15 protein-coding genes are annotated in these 17,950 nt (G+C 40.1%); 14 read left to right on the top strand and 1 reads right to left on the bottom strand.

Annotated features, from left to right (window positions below):
• Window positions 1–6 precede the first annotated feature (6 nt).
• A complete protein-coding gene (locus WMO13_RS03220) occupies window positions 7–801 on the bottom strand; it encodes a M48 family metallopeptidase (protein ID WP_026878291.1) in 795 nt (264 codons plus the stop codon).
• 272 nt (window positions 802–1,073) lie between these two features.
• Between WMO13_RS03220 and WMO13_RS03225 the strand changes: the two genes are divergently transcribed.
• The 14 genes from WMO13_RS03225 to WMO13_RS03290 all read left to right on the top strand — a co-directional run bounded on the left by WMO13_RS03225 (window position 1,074) and on the right by WMO13_RS03290 (window position 17,877).
• On the top strand, window positions 1,074–1,670 hold the full coding sequence (locus WMO13_RS03225) for a pilin (protein ID WP_051396068.1): 597 nt from the start codon (window positions 1,074–1,076) through the stop codon (window positions 1,668–1,670).
• A 226-nt stretch (window positions 1,671–1,896) separates the two neighbouring features.
• A complete protein-coding gene (locus tag WMO13_RS03230; RefSeq protein ID WP_026878292.1) occupies window positions 1,897–2,316 on the top strand; it encodes a hypothetical protein in 420 nt (139 codons plus the stop codon).
• A 251-nt stretch (window positions 2,317–2,567) separates the two neighbouring features.
• Window positions 2,568–3,503: a 16S rRNA (cytosine(1402)-N(4))-methyltransferase RsmH gene (rsmH, locus tag WMO13_RS03235; protein WP_026878293.1), complete on the top strand. Its 936-nt coding sequence runs from the start codon at window positions 2,568–2,570 to the stop codon at window positions 3,501–3,503.
• Window positions 3,500–3,817 (top strand): cell division protein FtsL, encoded by a 318-nt coding sequence (ftsL, locus tag WMO13_RS03240; protein WP_026878294.1) that lies wholly within the window; start codon window positions 3,500–3,502, stop codon window positions 3,815–3,817. Before rsmH ends, ftsL begins: the two co-directional genes overlap by 4 nt.
• 94 nt (window positions 3,818–3,911) lie before the next feature.
• Entirely contained in the window at window positions 3,912–5,645 is a 1,734-nt protein-coding gene (locus WMO13_RS03245; protein ID WP_051396069.1) for a peptidoglycan D,D-transpeptidase FtsI family protein, read from the top strand.
• 193 nt (window positions 5,646–5,838) lie between these two features.
• Window positions 5,839–7,386 carry a UDP-N-acetylmuramoyl-L-alanyl-D-glutamate--2,6-diaminopimelate ligase gene (locus WMO13_RS03250; RefSeq protein ID WP_084331409.1) on the top strand — a complete coding sequence of 516 codons (1,548 nt, stop codon included), beginning with the start codon at window positions 5,839–5,841 and terminating at the stop codon, window positions 7,384–7,386.
• Window positions 7,387–7,390: 4 nt separating this feature from the next.
• Window positions 7,391–8,761 (top strand): UDP-N-acetylmuramoyl-tripeptide--D-alanyl-D-alanine ligase, encoded by a 1,371-nt coding sequence (locus WMO13_RS03255; RefSeq protein ID WP_034855197.1) that lies wholly within the window; start codon window positions 7,391–7,393, stop codon window positions 8,759–8,761.
• A 100-nt stretch (window positions 8,762–8,861) separates the two neighbouring features.
• Window positions 8,862–9,944: a phospho-N-acetylmuramoyl-pentapeptide-transferase gene (gene mraY, locus WMO13_RS03260; protein ID WP_026878297.1), complete on the top strand. Its 1,083-nt coding sequence runs from the start codon at window positions 8,862–8,864 to the stop codon at window positions 9,942–9,944.
• A gap of 159 nt (window positions 9,945–10,103) precedes the next feature.
• On the top strand, window positions 10,104–11,084 hold the full coding sequence (locus tag WMO13_RS03265; RefSeq protein WP_026878298.1) for a malate dehydrogenase: 981 nt from the start codon (window positions 10,104–10,106) through the stop codon (window positions 11,082–11,084).
• A gap of 231 nt (window positions 11,085–11,315) precedes the next feature.
• The gene (hemH, locus tag WMO13_RS03270; RefSeq protein WP_084331410.1) at window positions 11,316–12,272 is read left to right on the top strand and encodes a ferrochelatase; all 957 of its coding nucleotides are present in this window, start codon (window positions 11,316–11,318) and stop codon (window positions 12,270–12,272) included.
• A gap of 181 nt (window positions 12,273–12,453) precedes the next feature.
• Window positions 12,454–13,104 carry a HEPN domain-containing protein gene (locus WMO13_RS03275; protein ID WP_026878300.1) on the top strand — a complete coding sequence of 217 codons (651 nt, stop codon included), beginning with the start codon at window positions 12,454–12,456 and terminating at the stop codon, window positions 13,102–13,104.
• Between the two features lie 518 nt (window positions 13,105–13,622).
• The gene (locus WMO13_RS03280) at window positions 13,623–15,083 is read left to right on the top strand and encodes an MBOAT family O-acyltransferase (RefSeq protein WP_026878301.1); all 1,461 of its coding nucleotides are present in this window, start codon (window positions 13,623–13,625) and stop codon (window positions 15,081–15,083) included.
• Between the two features lie 9 nt (window positions 15,084–15,092).
• Window positions 15,093–16,577, top strand: coding sequence for an SGNH/GDSL hydrolase family protein (locus WMO13_RS03285; RefSeq protein ID WP_051396070.1), 1,485 nt, complete (start codon window positions 15,093–15,095; stop codon window positions 16,575–16,577).
• A gap of 76 nt (window positions 16,578–16,653) precedes the next feature.
• Window positions 16,654–17,877, top strand: a complete 1,224-nt coding sequence (locus WMO13_RS03290; RefSeq protein ID WP_051396071.1) for an SGNH/GDSL hydrolase family protein — start codon at window positions 16,654–16,656, stop codon at window positions 17,875–17,877.
• Window positions 17,878–17,950: the final 73 nt, after the last annotated feature.

Here is a 17,950-nt window from a genome sequence, read left to right on the forward strand (position 1 = left end):
TGAATGTTATTTTTTCAAATGACTGACTTTGGGAATTTGTGCTTGTAAATGGGTAATTCTTTCAGGACCTGATGGGTGTGTTGAAAGAAGAGAACTCCCGCTATTGCCACCGGCTTGCCCCATTTTTTGCCATAGTGTGACCGCTGCATTGGGATCGTATCCCGCTAAAGCCATCAGTTCAAGCCCGATGACATCTGCTTCACTTTCCATTGTGCGAGAGAAGGGGAGAGAAAAGGCTAGGTTCCCAGCTTGTTGTAGTAGTGAGTCGCCGGCATCCCCTAACCCAAATACTTGTGAGACAATTGAGATTCCTGATGATTTTAAGACCTCTTGCGATACTTTTTCTCGACTATGTTCCCGTAATACATGGGCCATTTCATGACCGACGATCGCGGCAATTTCATCATCAGAGAGGTTTAATCGTTCAACAATACCACTATAAACCACCATTTTCCCACCGGGCATCGCAAAAGCATTGAGTTCATTGCTGCGAATAACGTTAATTTCCCAATCAAATTGATTGCTATCTTGTCTAAATTGGCGAGTTTGAGGAACTAGTTTTTTAAAAACTGTGTTCACTCGGCGTGCTGTTTTTGAACTGTTATCAATTGCGCCTTGTTGCTTCGCTTCTGAAATGAGGCCCATATATTGCTCTTTAGATTGATTATTAAGGGTTTCAGCTGGAATTAATTGAAGCTGTGAACGTTTTACGCCGGTTAACCCCATTTGTGTAGTGTTGGCACAAGCTGTTAAGAATAATCCAATAAGCAAGAGCGCAAAAGAACGAAATAGTAGTGTCATGTGATCATTCCTATGAGTTGAAATATTGAATAGTATAATGAAATTCGGATTTTATTGATAAAGGGGCTTTCTGTAGATTGTATCTATGTCAGTTCAAGTCATCATTCCATTACACAAATTGATGACCTTGAATCTGTGACAGCTAATCATTACGCTATATTAACTGATCCATTTATTGTTAATTATTATGTTTTTTTCCATATTTCGCAATGCTGTACTAACTTTAAAATGGTTATATCACCATTTGGATTATTTTAAAGAGGTAAAAGCAAATGAAAAATCTATGGAGAGCAATAAATCATTGGAAAAATCAAGTATCCTCGCAAATAATGCCGAAAATATTATTGGGTTATCCATCGCATTATCCATCGAATGATCAATCAAAGCAGAATCATCAAATTTCATCAGCTTTCTATACAGCTCATTTAAAAGATAAGGCGAATCAAGAGGCAGGTTTTACGCTCATGGAGCTCTTGATTGTTTTAGCCTTAGTGGCTGTTATGAGTATGATTGCTGTACCTATTTATCGTAACTATGTACAGAGTGCGAAGATCACTGAAGGTATGACGCTTGCCAGTGCAATGCAGTTAGATGCTGAAGTCTACTACACTTTAAATGGACAATGGCCTGATAATAATAAAGTCTTAGGGCTTCCTGATGCTGAGAGTTATCGAGGAAATAGTGTCGATTCTGTTAAATTAGAGGGGCAGATGATTACGGTAACATTTAATGATGACATCAATGGTGAGAAAGAGGGGGCTGTGCAGCTGATTTTAACCGGAAATGTGGTGGATAGTGGTTTAATTCGTTGGAAATGTGAGGGGAAAAATATCAAAGAATCAGATCTTCCAAGTAGCTGTAAATCTTAAGTGATTGATATCAAAAATCGGCCTATGTAGGTAAGAGAGTTCAAGGATGATTCAAAGATTATGACTGATTGTTGTCATGGCTCTAAAAATTGAGAATTTTCCTGCAAATAAAAGGGATATTTCGTGATATTCTAGAAGCTTATGTTATAAAACTCGATTTAATGTTGTTGAATATTACCGTTTAATAGTTTTTGAGTATCTATAGAGGATAAAGCAGGATAAAGCCGTGAATGAAAAGTTATTAGATCGAATTAAACCAGAATCGACTATCATGTTAGTCTTATTTTTTATTGTAGTGGGGCTAAGTGGAGTAATTGTGTGGGATTACTGGAAAAAATGGCAAATTGATGAGGACATTAAGTCATTAAAGACCATTTTTACAGTAATTGCGCCGAATTTACCGCAAGATGGTTTACCGATGCCGATGACTGTTCCGCAGGATTATCTTTTTGAAAAAATGCCTCAAATAGCAGAAATTACTTTCTATCCTAATCAGCAGATTTATGTGCAATACCATGGGGATTCAAAGGAAGAGGGAGCTTCTTTACTGTTCGCATTTAACTCATTTTCAGAGTTGCATTCAGGGAAAGTAAAGTGTATCGAAAGTTCTTTACCTAATCGCAAAACGCCTGCTCAGTGCCGATAATAAGCTATAAAAACCGATATGTTATGGAAAATAGAGGTGTTTTGCTTCTTATTTTTAGCTTGATTATTATTAAGTCTAAGCGGCAATGATTAAAGAGTATTCTGTTGGATTAGAAATTACTAAAAGCGCGACAATTTGTCGCGTTTTTTTGGAGTAAAAAATAAATTTTGTGGAGAATTGTGGGGAGAAGTGGCAAAATTAAACAATAAAGTGTAATATTCCTAATTACTAAATAGGATTAGAGGGTTGCTGTGAAGGCCACATCAAATAAACATATCTCTGTGCTCTTACAGGAGTCGATTGAAATGCTCAATATTCGTCCCGATGGGATCTATGTTGATGCGACTTTTGGACGAGGCGGGCACTCGAGAGAGATCTTAAAACATCTGAATCAAGATGGGTTATTGATCGGTATTGATCGAGATTTAACAGCGCAAGCTTATGCTTTAGAGCATTTTTCTCAGTTTGAAAATTTCCGTTTTGTACGGGGAGAGATGGGCAATATGGCGACTTTAATTCAAAATTTAGGAATTGATAAGGTCGATGGAATTTTGATGGATATCGGGGTCTCTTCTCCACAACTTGATGTTGCTGAACGGGGGTTTAGCTTCATGAAGGAAGGACCTCTTGATATGCGGATGGATCAAAATGCCCCATTGAGTGCTGAAAAATGGATTTCAGACACCGATGTAGACGAGATGATTAGGGTATTTAAAACTTATGGAGAAGAGCGCTTTTCTAGTCGGATTGCAAGAGCAATTGATAGTTACCGACAAGAAACGCCCATCACTTCAACTGTACAGTTAGCGAATATTATTAGTGATGCTATGCCTTTTAAAGAGGGGCGAATTCATCCTGCAACACGTGTGTTTCAGGCAATTCGTATTGTAGTGAATGGGGAACTTGACCAGTTAGAGAGTGCGTTATCACAAGCTTCCGACTTGTTAGCACTTAAAGGTCGATTAGCGGTTATTAGTTTTCACTCTTTAGAAGATCGAATAGTGAAACATTTTATGAAAGCGCAAGCAACCGAGAAGGATCTCTATCCTGATCTACCGATCTTAATTAGTGCAGGGAAAGCCCCTTTAAAAATTATTGGCAAACCAATCAAGGCCAGTGATACCGAATGTCGAGATAATATGCGTTCTCGTAGTGCTATTTTACGAGTTGCAGAGAGGGTAATATGAGAGTAGAAAAATTGATCATTGTTGTCATGTTTGCAGTGGTTAGCCTTGGTGTTAACCGTGCAATGACCATTCAAGAAGGTTATAAACTTTGGAATGAGATCGATCATCTAGAGCGTGCGAATCGTAGCCTACAAGAAGAATATGGTCGTTTACGCTTAGAAGAGAGTATGTTAGTGACCGAAGCGCTTCTTGATCAAGAGACGAGAGAGCAGCTACATATGGTGGTTCCTGATGAAACAGCCGTTGTTTATATTATTGAAACAGATACTGATGTGAAATATGTAGGGTTAGAGCCTATAATTAATGCTCAATAAATAGGCGGTAATGGCTTGTTGGACATCGTGAAATCTAAGTTGATATTTAGATTTTATTCCTACAAAAGTTTGTAGAGAGATTGAAAAATAACTGATGAAAAATAAATCTAAAAAGTCTAAAAAGACTAAAGATATTCGCTGGCGAAAATATTTTGTGCTCAGTTTTTTTGTAATCATCGCTATTGCGGTGGTTAGTCGTGGACTCTACCTACAATATTACCATACAGATTTCCTGTTAGAGCAGGGTGATAATCGTTTTGTACGGCATATTAAGAACCAAGCAGTGCGAGGCACTATTTTTGATCGTAATGGTGAACCTATTGCGATCTCGACAGAGGTTCGTTCTATTTGGATTGACCCAAGTATTTTAAGCCAAAATTTGCATGAATTACCCAAGTTAGCTTACTTCTTAGATCGTCCTGAAGAGGACCTTAAGCAACTTATACTTTCCCGACAAGAATCCCGTTTTTATTGGCTTAAGCGGCAATTGCCCCCGCATGAAGCGAAAGTACTCATGGATCTTAGAATTCCTGGCGTTTATGAGCAAGTAGAGTATAAACGTTACTATCCTGATGCCGAGATTACTTCTCATATCTTAGGATTTACGGATATTGATGACAATGGGATTGAAGGGATTGAACTTACCTATCAAGATTGGCTTAAAGGCGATGATACCGTCACACGTATTCGTAAAGATGCGAAAGGACGTGTGATTGAGAGAACTGAAGTTATCGATCTTGAGAATTACCATGCAAGCCAAGACTTGACGTTGACTATCGATCGACGTATACAAATTTCTGCTTATCGCGCGCTGAAAGCAGCGATGATTAAACATAATGCAACAGCCGGTTCTGTGGTTGTTGCCGATATGCGTACTGGCGATATTTTAGCGATGGTGAATCAGCCTGCAGGCAACCCGAATCGTTTATCTGATCGTCGCGCCTCTTTGCTTAAAAACCGTGCGATTGCAGATACCTTCGAACCGGGTTCTACGATTAAACCTTTTGTGGTTGCCGCAGGATTAGAGTCAGGTAAATGGAAACCGAATTCTATTGTTAAAACAGGGCGTAATGGTTATCGTATTGGCAAAAATGTGGTGCGCGATGTATCGCCTTCAGATTCTATGGATGTGACAACCGTTTTGATGAAGTCCAGTAATATCGGTGTTACAAGAATTGCCGAAACATTAGATCCCGCACTCCTCTATACCATTTATGATCATATCGGTATTGGTAAGAAGAGCGAGATCCGTCTAACAGGGGAAGAGCCGGGAAGATTGGGACCACTTCGCCGTTGGCAAGTCGATCCCTTTGAATATGCGACGAAAGCTTATGGTTATGGTATTAGTGTTAATACCCTTAAATTAGCGCAGATGTATACCGTTTTTGGAAATCAAGGTTCTTTTAGACCACTACGTCTTGTGAAAGATGATTATTATCCTGAAACGACCGCGATATTTAGCCCTAAAGTAACAGAACAGGTGGTCTTAATGTTAGAGGCTGCAACTAATAAAGCGAAAGGTGCCGGTGGATGGCGTGCTAATGTTCCTAATTTTCGAATTGGTGGAAAATCAGGGACGGTTCGTAAAATTATCAATGGTAAATATAGTAGCGATCATCATCGCAGTTTCTTTGTGGGGATTGCCCCGATTTCAGATCCACAATATGTAGTGGCTGTAATGTTAGATGATCCAAAAAAAGAGGGTTACTATGGAGGCTTAGTGGCTGCGCCTATCTTTAGTGAAGTAATGCGTAGTACGTTGCGTATTATGGGAACTAAGCCCGATGCCTTATTAGATGATGTGAATATTAAGTTAATCGCAAGATAAAATGAGGATAAATTAATTATAGAGATGAATAGGGGTTCGATAATCCCTATTTTATTATGAATCGTTAACAGATCTTATAAACCAAGGGTAATGGCTCAAATAGGACGACAGTCGCAGCAGATTCCTTTATAAGTATCAGCAATAAAAGTAGCAAAGTGGAATTAGTCGCGAGTAAAAAGAGAAGGAGTATGGAATGACTTTACAAGAATTGCTTCAAATAGAACAAGGGAATGGTGCAGTTCCACCAGAAGTTTCTAATATCCTTGCGAACTTGCCAGAGATCCCGGAGATTGAAATTACGGGGCTCTCTTCTGATAGTCGTTATGCCCGTAAAGGAGATCTCTTTTTTGCGAAAAAAGGGGAGAAGTCTCATGGATTAGACTATCTACCACAATTATTAGAGATCGGTGTTGCCGCCATTATCTATGAGAAAGATGAGGCAATAACTAAACCTAATGATATCTATGCCTTAGAGGTCTCTTCGATCGATGCATTAATGCGAGTAGTGACACAACGATACTATCAATCGGTACAAGATCATTTAGCATTGATCGGTGTAACGGGAACAGAAGGGAAGACTTCTGTGACACAATTTATAGCAAAAGCTTTTCAACTCTTTCAAGTTGATTGTGGTGTGATTGGTACGAATGGTATCGGTATTTTGGGGAGCCTCAAAGAGAATACCCACACAACGCCGGATCTATTAGCGCTTTATCAATCGCTCGAGGATATCGCTGCGATCGAAGGCTTACACACTTTAGAGGATGGTCGCTTACCGGTGGCACTTGAAGTCACGTCTCATGCACTTGATCAGAAACGAGTTGAGGGTTTACATTTTCAAACCACTGTTTTTACCAATTTAAATCGCGATCACCTTGATTATCATGGTACGGTCGAAGCCTATGGTGCAGCTAAAGCCCGACTTTTTTGGGAATATCCGCAGCAAAGTAGTGTGATTAATATTGATGATCCATTTGGTAAAAAGTTATATGAATCATTAAGTCAAACTCATACAGGGGTTCGTTACTATCCTTTTGGCAGTGAGTCATACCAAGCAGAGCATTATTTACAGATTACTGAGTTGAAACTACACGAGAAAGGATTAAATTTCACGCTTCGTTATCAAGGTCATGATTACCCCGTTGAAAGCCATCTCTATGGCGCGTTTAATGCTTATAATTTAGTGGCCGCGATCGGCGTACTACTCTCTCTTGGATTGGAGATTAATCGTATTATGGCGGTTATTCCAGAGATTGCCTATGTGCAGGGACGAATGGAGATGGTACATCTCAAAAATGGAGCGGTGGCAGTCGTTGATTATGCACATAAACCCAATGCATTGCAGCAAGCCCTTATTTCATTGCGTGCCCATTTAGAGAAAGGGAAATTAATCTCGCTCTTTGGGTGTGGAGGAAATCGCGATAAAGGAAAGCGTCCATTAATGGCGGAAATCTCTGAAAAATATGCCGATGAAGTGGTGATTACGAGTGATAATCCCCGTTTTGAAGATCCCTTAATGATCATTGAAGATATAAAAGCAGGATTACAAAATCCCACAGGTTCGCATATTGTGGTGGAGCCAGATCGGGCTTTAGCGATTAAAACGGCGATTATGCGTAGTCAGCCCGGCGATATTATTTTAATTGCCGGCAAAGGGCATGAAGATTATCAAATCTTAGGTGATAGAGAGATCTATTTTTCTGATCTTGCTGAAGTTAAGAAAAACAATGAGGAACTATAAATCTATGAAGTTATCTGAAGCCGCAAAAATCATGAATGGTGAGCTTATTGGGCAAGATGCTTATTTTTTTGGGGCAGCGAGCGATACACGAAAGTTAAAACCCGGGGAGCTCTTTTTTGCTTGGAAAGGTGAACGATTTGATGCGCACGATTATCTTGAAAGTGCGGAGATGAAAGGCGCTATTTGTGCAGTCGTTGAACGTTTTATTCCCTCAGCGCAAATTGCCCAAATTGTGGTAAAAGATAGTCAAAAGGCGCTTGCAAAAATTGCAAAAGCTTGGCGCAAAGCCTGGAAAGGGACGATGATTGCGCTGACCGGTTCTAATGGCAAAACAACACTGAAAGAGATGATTACCTCAATTCTTTCAGTGAAACATGAAGTGCTCGCAACGGAAGGAAATTATAACAATCATGTGGGTTGTCCATTGATGCTACTGCGTTTAAATACCCATCATACACACGCAGTCATCGAGATGGGAGCAAATCACCCGAAGGAGATTGAGTTTTTGACGAAGATCGTACAACCTGATATTGCGATTTTAAATAATGCCGGCGCTTGTCATCTAGAGGGATTTGGCTCTCTTGAGGGCGTTGCGAAAGCAAAATCGGAAATCTTTATGGGATTAAGTGAAAGTGGTACCGCCATCATTAATGCCGATGATGCTTTTGCCGAATTTTGGCAGGGCAATTTAGAAGGACAGAAAGTCATGACTTTCGGGATCGATCACCCGGCAAATGTGATGGCTAGTGATTTTGATGGTCAGCACTTTCATCTCTCAATTCAATTAGCAGAGCATTCATCTCAAGATTCAGCGCTTGAGGCGGATGTTACGTTACAGCTTTTAGGGCGACATAATATTTTAAATGCGCTTGCGGCAACGGCAGCAACCTACAGTGCCGGTGAAAAAATCGATACGATTGTTAAAGGTCTTGAGGCTTTAACGCCGGTAAAAGGGCGGTTACAGGTTGTCAAGATTCAAGATAAAGTGCAGTTAATCAACGATGCATATAATGCAAATCCTAACTCATTAAAAGCTGGAATTGATGCTTGTCATGCCGGTATTCGCTGGTTAGTACTAGGGAATATGCGGGAATTAGGAAGTGAAGAGGTTGCGATCCATCAGGATGCAGGGCGTTATGCAAAAGAGGCAGGGTTTACGAAGCTCTTTGCGCTGGGTGAATTAGCTGCTCATTCTGCGAACGCTTTTGGTGATGGTGGTAGTAGCTATGAAAACCATGAGGCGCTATTAACCGCATTGCAATCAGCAATTTCTGAATATCAAGAGGATGCACTTTTAACGATTCTACTGAAAGGATCTAATAGCATGAATATGCAATATTTCTATGAAACATTAGCCCCTAGTGAAATTCAATAGATTTCAATTATAAGCTTCAATCATCATAGTCATAGAACGGCACTGATCTTAGGGATAGTACCGATAACTACTTTATAAGGAAAGGAATTAATTTAACATTATGTTGTACGCGTTACTCTCCCACTTAGCCGATTACTGGTCGCCATTACGTGTTTTTCAATATATTACGATGCGCGGTATTATGGCCGCATTGACCGCACTCATCTTTAGTATTGGCTTCGGTCCTGCTTTTATTCGTTTATTACAAAAACAACAGATTGGTCAATTTGTGCGTAATGATGGGCCTGAAAGTCATCTTTCAAAGCAGGGAACACCGACTATGGGGGGCTTGCTCATTATCTTCGGTATCCTGCTTGCAACACTCTTATGGGCAGATTTACGCAATCTTGATATCTGGATTGTTCTTTTTGTGCTTGTCTCTTTTGGAGCTGTTGGCTTCTTAGATGATTATAAAAAAGTCATTAAAAAGCAATCTTTAGGGCTTCGGGCTAAAGAGAAGTATCTCTATCTCACGATTGCAGGCCTTATTGCTTCTTGTGCACTCTACTTTACAGCAAAAACAGAAGCAGATACTGCACTTTTAATCCCTTATTTTAAAGATCTAACGATTCCTTTGGGGATTCTCTTTATTCCTTTTACTTATCTTGTGATTGTAGGGGCGAGTAATGCAGTGAATATGACGGATGGTCTTGATGGGCTTGCGATAATGCCGACGATTATGGTCGGTGGTGCATTAGGAATTTTTGCCTATATTGCCGGGAATGTAATCTATAGTGATTATCTTGCATTACCATTTGTTGATGGTGCCGGGGAAGTGTTGATTATTTGTGCAGCGATCGTTGGTGCCGGTCTCGGGTTCCTGTGGTTCAATACGTATCCTGCCCAAGTTTTTATGGGCGATGTGGGTGCTTTAGCCTTAGGCGGTGTATTAGGAGTGATCGCCGTAATTGTTCGTCAAGAGCTTGTTTTCTTTATCATGAGCGGGCTTTTTGTAGTAGAAACGTTGTCAGTTATTTTACAAGTAGGGTCTTACAAACTTCGCAAGAAACGTCTATTTCGTATGGCGCCTATTCATCATCATTTTGAATTAAAAGGCTGGCCGGAGCCAAGAGTCATTGTTCGCTTCTGGATTTTGACCTTTATCCTTGTATTAATCGGGCTTGCCTCTCTTAAATTACGTTAATAGTAGTATAGGCTGTATAGTAAAAATCGCTAAAATAGAAGACATTCATCGTGATTGGCGTATAATGACGAATACAAATTTTTATTACATTTTCACTACAAATTTATAGATCTTATATTTTTATATATCTAATATTTTATTTAATAGGAGTAGTTCATTATGAAAAAACCTGTACGAGTAACAATCACTGGCGCGGCTGGTAATATTGGTTATGCTATGGCATTTCGTATCGCTGCTGGCGATATGTTGGGCCCCGATCAGCCTGTCATCCTGCAATTGCTCGAAATCACACCGGCATTAGAAGCTCTTAAAGGCGTTGTAATGGAGCTTAATGATTGTGCTTTTCCATTAGTACAAGGCATTGTCGCTACCGATGATTTAAATGTTGCATTTAAAGATACAGATTATGCCATGTTAGTCGGTGCGCGTCCTCGTGGACCTGGTATGGAGCGTAAAGACCTATTGGAAGCAAATGGCGCAATCTTTGGCCCACAAGGTAAAGCTTTAAACGATCATGCAAGCCGTGATGTCAAAGTATTAGTGGTAGGTAACCCTGCAAATACAAACGCATTAATTGCTATGAAAAATGCACCAGATCTTAATCCAAGACATTTCCATGCAATGACTCGTTTAGATCATAATCGTGGTTTAAGCCTTCTTGCAGAGAAAACAGGCGCACACATCAATGATATTACGAAGATGACGATTTGGGGCAACCACTCATCAACACAATATCCTGATTTAACTTTCACAACAATCAACGGTAAACCTGCATTAGAAGTAGTAGATCGTGCCTGGTATGAGAATGATTATATCCCACAAGTTCAACAACGTGGTGCGGCAATCATCAAAGCGCGTGGTGCTTCTTCAGCGGCCTCTGCGGCTTCTTCTGCTATTGATCATATGCGTTCCTGGGCACTTGGCACTAAAGAGGGAGATTGGGTTTCAATGGCAGTCCCCGCTGATGGTTCTTATGGTATTCAAGAAGGGATTATCTTCTCTTATCCATGTGTCTGCAAAAATGGTGATTTTGAAATCGTTCAAGGGCTTGAAATCTCTGATTACTCACAAGCGAAAATTGATGCAACAGAGAAAGAGCTCCGTGAAGAGGCAGATGCAGTTAAAAGTTTGTTAGGTTAATTGCCATCAGTGAGTCTATGAAGATCTGTGAATATCAGATACTATTTAATATAAGATAATTAGTCTGATAAATGAGATTCATTAGCAATAACTTTGAAATAACTGATAGAATGAGCCATATTCCTAAGTGAATATGGCTTTTTTATATCATTAGCTAGTGCTACTGTATTCTCTAGTTGTTAAGAGATTGCACGTGGTTTTAAAATTATTTCTGTCAGAACGAAAGAGAAGATGATTAATATGAAAAAAATAGGCGTTGTATTAACCAATCTAGGAACCCCTGATGCTCCGACTAAAGCTGCATTAAAAGTCTATTTAGAAGAGTTTCTCAAAGATCCTAGAGTGATAGAACTGCCTAAATGGCAATGGTATCCGATTCTTTATGGAATTATTCTCAATGTCCGTCCCCAAAAATCGGCAGAAAAGTATCAGATCGTCTGGGATGATGGCTCACCGTTGCTCAATATTACGAAAAGACAGGCTGAGCAGCTACAAGCATTATTGCCGGAAAATTATCGAGTCAACATTGCGATGCGTTATGGAAATCCCTCGATTGAGTCCGCGATTAAAGAGATGATTGCTGAGAAAGTGGATGAGATTGTCATTTTTCCGCTTTATCCACAATATTCTGCTGCAACAACGGCTTCTGTAATGGATAAAGTCGGGGAAGTCTTAAAAGACTTACGTTATTTCCCGGCGCTTCGAGTGTTAGGTGCTTATTATCAACATCCTCGTTATATTGAAGCGTGTGTCGATCAGATTCGTAAAGAAACAGAAGGAAAATCCCTTGATCGTTATGTCTTCTCATATCATGGAATGCCGCTACAGACCTACAAAGATGGGGATCCTTACTATGATCATTGTATGGAAACGACCAAATTGATCGCAGAAAAGATGGGTGAGCCACTAGAGCGCTTTGAAACCGTCTTTCAATCTCGTTTTGGGAAAGCTGAATGGCTGCAACCCTATGCCGCTGAATTTTTTGAAACCGCACCCGCAAAAGGCATTAAAAATATCGCTGTTTTTTGTCCTGGATTTAGTGCTGATTGTTTAGAAACGCTTGAAGAGATGGCGATGGAAAATCGGGATCTTTTCTTAGGGGCAAATGGCGAGAGTTACCATTTCATCCCTTGTATTAATAACAACGATTTACACATAGAGATGATGCAAGAGATCGTGACTGAGTAAGCGAAAAGATTATCCCTAAGATTTTTGGTAAATAACCTCATATTCAGTATACTAAACGTCATTATTAATTAATGACTATAACAAAATGACTATAAGGCTTAATGGATAGCAGAAAAGTGCGAGATTGATGACTGATGATATCCATTGAATATTAGATAATGACCAATGATAAGGACGAGAGATGAGTAATTTAGAGAATTTAAAACAATTATTTGAAGAGATTAAGCTCGATATTCCCAAAGCAGTGAATTTACGAACCTATCGTTGTTTGAGTTGGTTAAAAAAGGCTAGGGAGGCGCAGGGGGATCTCGATATGCGTTTTATTTCGCTCTGGATTGCTTTTAATGCGATTTATGCCAAAGATGTTGAATTTGCGGTGAGTGACAAATCAGCTTTTAATCAATTTATCCATCTTATCAATAATCGCGCCGGCGAAGAGCTCTATCAAATTACTTGGCGAAAGTACTCTAGTGAAATACGGATTTTCTTAGAGAATAAATTTGTATTTCAAGGTTTTTGGGATTTCCATAATGGCAAGATTACTGAAAGTGCTTGGCTTGAGGATTTTGACAAAGAGAAAGAGCGGACAAAACGCTCGCTTGAAACACAAGATTCAGCGGGTTTACTACTAATTCTTTTTAATCGAATTTATACGCTACGTAATCAAGTCTTTCATGGCGGTGCAACCTATGGGAGTAACGCAAACCGCCGGGCATTAATCAATGCCTGTGATCTCTTAGAAGTTTATACCGAACTCTTTTTACAAGTGATTTTAGAAAATCCGGATGAGAGCGAATGGGGAAAACCCTATTATCCGTATATTCAAGAGTAACGCTTCAAGTGTAATGATTCAAAAGTCATCATCAAAAGTATAGCAATATCGATTCAAAATAATCTTATTCAAATGCCGGTGCATCAGCTGATCGAGGCGAGGAAGCTGTTCTATCCGGCATCTTGCAAGTGTTGTTTAGTGCGGTTTTATCTTCTTTTAAAACCCCACAAGAGCTGTTTAAAAACCATTTTTCTTAAACCAAATTTACTATAATTACTTAAAAGTCATCAAGCTTGAGCTGAAAACTAAGAGAACCCAACAAGAGAGATCTGTGTGATTGATCAATCTTATTGGGTTTCTTGATATCAATTAGAATTTTCATCGTAAAACAATGAGAAGGCATTACTATTTATGGATAACAAGTGATAGAATTGCTCATTCATTGACATCAGGGAAATAACATTAAGCTAATGTTATACATATTGTGAATGATTGTTGAGTTCATTGAGGAAACTTTGTAAATACTAAGATTTTCCAGAGATGAGATCCTGTCAAAATAGCATAAGCAAGGTTTACGTGTGAGTTATCTATCCATAGAATTTGCGACAATTTTTGTCCTCTTTTTTCTACTATATTGGAGTCTTCGTCCTTTTATTGGTTTACAAAATGGGTTACTACTCGTGAGTAGTTATCTGGTTGTCGGGCTATTTAGCCTACAATTTGCGATTATTTTGGCAAGTTACACTATCGTGATCTATCTCTTATCGACCGCTATTCACAGTAGCCGAAAGCCAAAATTATGGTTAACCATTGCAGTTATTGCCGGCATTGGGAATTTAGCAGTCTTTAAATATTATAATTTCTTTGCGCCCACCTTATCGGAGCAATTATCGAGTTTTGGTTTTGATTTTAGTTTTCCGATTGCCGAGATTATTCTACCGATCGGGATTTCATTCTATACATTCCACTCGATTAGTTATCTTGTATCACTCTCTCGGAAAGAGATTGAACCGGTGAACTTTTTTGATTTTGCGCTCTTTCTCTCATTTTTCCCGAGCGTCATCGCAGGCCCGATTAATCGGGCCAAAGATTTTTTACCACAGATTCAAACTAGAGAATGTCGAGATGTGTTAGAACCGCATCGCGCGTTTATGTTGATTATTCTTGCGATTATCAAAGTCTATTGGGTCAGCGCACTCTTCTCTGAAGCCTTAGTGCGACCTGTATTTGATAACCCCAGTGAATTTCATACGATTGAATTAATCTTGGCAATCTACGCTTATGCGGTTGAGATTTATCTCAACTTTTCAGGCTATACCGATTTAGTAACGGGCATTGCATTGCTCTTAGGCTTTAAATTACCGATTAACTTCAATGCACCTTATCTTGCGACTAGTCTCAAACAATTTTGGGATAAATGGCATATCTCGCTCTCAACCTGGATTCGGGATTATATCTATTTCCCTTTAGGCGGAAGTCGGCGAGGGCTCACAAGAGCGCAGATTAATGTGATGATTGCCATGATTCTCTCAGGGCTTTGGCATGGTGAGACGCTCAACTTCTTAATTTGGGGCGCCATTCATGGGATTGGTGTTGTCTTTTTAAATCTTAAAGATCACATTGTAAAAGGGCGCTTAGTGGCACAAGGGCTGTCTGCGGATGAGGTGAAATCCTACTTTAAAACGGAAGTGGTGGGCTTTAGGGTCTATCTCTATCGCTTTGTAACTTTTAACTATATTTGCTTAGGTTGGATCTTCTTCCGTAGTGAGAGTTTTGATGATTCAATTGTTTATATTGAGTCACTTTGGCATAACTTACAATTTGAACTCTTCCCAGCGCACTCGTTAGGGCTACTCTTAGGATTAATATTACTCATTTTTGTAGTATATCCTAGATTAGTAAAAGTACCAGGATGGTTTGTCACTTGGAGCCAGAAGATTCCTTGGTTGCTGTTGCCATTTCTCTTTATCGCGATTTTGTGGGGGGCGATCTATATGGCGCCGTCCGGTATTCCACAATTTATCTACGCAAGTTTCTAGGAGGCGACAATGGCAAAGTTTAAAGTAGCTTATATTCTGATCATTACGCTTCTAGGGATGCTCTTTCTCTATAAAGATTCGATCAATGTTTATTGGATACAAACCTATCATACAGATTCCCCAATCGTGGCAGTGGAACGGCAGATTCAGCATTGGCTAAATCCTGATGAAACGATTATTGCCACTCAATCTGATCAAGTCGGCATTCAGGACGACACTCAAGGCACTCAAGATATAGAAGAGCATCATGATCTTGCTGAAGCTGTGATCGATAGGGATACTGAAACAGTCGCAGTGACAGATGTAGAGGCTAGGGAAGGTACAGCTAGACAACCTGCACCACAATCCGCTACGCAATCTGTTATCGATATGACTGAAAGCACTCCTCAATCATCAGAGGTTGCGAATGATAGCGATTTAACAATAAATGAGAGTGTTGATGGCGAAGAACAACTTGTTGATAAGGTTGAGATCCCGGCATTAGAGTTAGGTAGTATTGCCGGACTCAATGCTGAAACGGAGCAATTTGTGGGGCCCACTGTGCCGCAATTGCCTTGGGATGTGATTTTAGAATCGGGTGATAAGATCTTTTTTGTAGGCGATTCTCTGATGCAAGGGGTTGCACCGCGTGTGCGTCAAATTCTCTATAAACGGGATAATATCGATGGCGTGGACTTGAGTAAACAGAGTACAGGCCTTGCTTATCCGAACTTTTATAACTGGCCTAAAGTGGTTGCTGAAACCTTACAACAAGATGGTGGTATTAAAGCTATTGTGGTCTACCTTGGGCCTAATGATCCTTGGGATTTCCCAATTCCTGGGCGTAAAAAGTATCTGAAATTTAAGAGTCCTGAATGGGAGCGCGCTTATCGTGGGCGGATACGTAATATCTTACTCTCGGCACAGCAATATAATCTTCCAGTGATTTGGCTAGGGGCGCCTTGTATGCGCAAAGATAAGCTTCACAAAGATATGGTTTATCTCAACACTCTCTATCAATCAGAAGTCACCCGCTTTAATGGTCATTACATCCCGACTAGTGGCATTTTAGGATGTAGTGATGCTGGTTATGAGGCCTATGCACAGACGGAAAAAGGGAATCAGAAAGTACGAACGAATGATGGAATTCATTTTACAGTAACAGGACAACGGCTATTAGCGGATCGTATTATTGCAGAGTTAATTATTTTACCTGAAGTATTGCCTGAACTTTTACAGATAGAAAGTGAAGATGAAATATTATCAGTTCAAGAAGATATTGAAGATGAGATAGCTTCTCAAAAGATGCATTCAACTTTGCAAACAGAGCTACAAATATCTACTTTACAAAGCGGACAGACAGATGCGCAATCTTTGGAGGAAACGCCGATAATGGTAGAGAATCCATCTAATGAGGTTCCATTAAAAGGAAATCCATCTAAAGAGGTTCCACTAAAAGAAAATCCACTAAAAGTTAATCAAGTACCGATTACTAAATTGCTTTTAATAGACTAAATAAATGATTTTAGACGATAAAATGAGATAGAAATGTAATATTCAAGGATGAATAGCGTGAATAAAGGATAATCAGATGAGAAAAGAACAGATAAAATTAGGCTCATATATCAAGCACAGCCTCTTATTATGTGTAGGAGCGCTGCTAATAACAGCATGTAGTGCCGATGATTTAGGGGATTACCGCCGGGAAATTGGCCCTGGTATTACCAATTATGGTGAGCGTAATGCGGATCTTTTAAAACAGAAGATGACACAACTTGCCCAAGGGGGGAATCAAGTTTTAGCAGTGACTCAATTTGGTGATTCTCACTCTGCTGCGGACTTCTTTACCGGCGGGCTTCGAGATCATTTGCAATCTCGATTAGGGAATGCCGGGATTGGTTGGGTAACGCCGATGTCTGTACGTGGCCAGCGTAGTGCTGAGGTTGCTTGGAAGAGTCAACGTTGGGATTTAACAAGTAGCCGGACAGTGTCGAATCAACCTTTTGCGATGGGAGGGTATCGAGCAACGCCGAATAGAGTCGGTGCAACGATTGATGTGTTACTTGAAAAGCCGGAGCAATATCAAGGGTTGTGGGATGCACGATTAGTGGTTCAAGCGCCTAATAGTGAAGCGTTTGCGATTAGTAATGAGCGAGGGCGCTTAAATTTAGAGAATGCATTGCTGGGGAATGGTAGTTGGAAACAGCTACGCATTCGTACTGCAATGCCTTTTCGTATTGAAGCCCTTGATCGCAATGTGGCGCTTGGAGGATTATGGTTACAAAGAAGTGGCCAGCCGGGAGCGATTGTCTCTTCTATCGCTACTAATGGCGCACAACTCTCCATTTGGGATCGCTGGTCGCCCGAGTGGATTACTGAGTTAGTGGCGACACAGAGCGATTTAGTGATTTTGGAGTATGGGACGAATGAAGCATTCAACGATACATTAGATCGAGAGGATTATAAACGGCAATTGGTGACGAGTATTCGCACCATTCGCCAACAATTACCGAATGCGGCAATTCTATTAATGAGCCCGCCGGATGCATTAATGCAGAATAAGCAGGGCGCTTGTTCTGATAAATATCCGCCGTCATACGAGATGGTGAAATCGGTGCAGTTAGCGGTCGCGAAATCAGAACGCTTACTCTATTGGGATTGGCAAAAAGCGATGGGCGGTCGTTGCAGTATTGAAAAATGGCAGAAAGAGACACTTGCCGGACGTGATAAAGTCCATTTAAGTGCTGCAGGTTACCGTTTAAGTGCGAAGATGTTCTATAAAGATCTAATGCAATTTGCCGGATTACGTCATTAGTTGGTATTAGAGGGGCTGGTAATGTTTGATTTGTAAGGTAATCTTTGTAAGATGTTATTTCCTTTCAATTGAG

Source organism: Ignatzschineria larvae DSM 13226 (assembly GCF_038500265.1).
GTDB lineage: Bacteria > Pseudomonadota > Gammaproteobacteria > Cardiobacteriales > Wohlfahrtiimonadaceae > Ignatzschineria > Ignatzschineria larvae.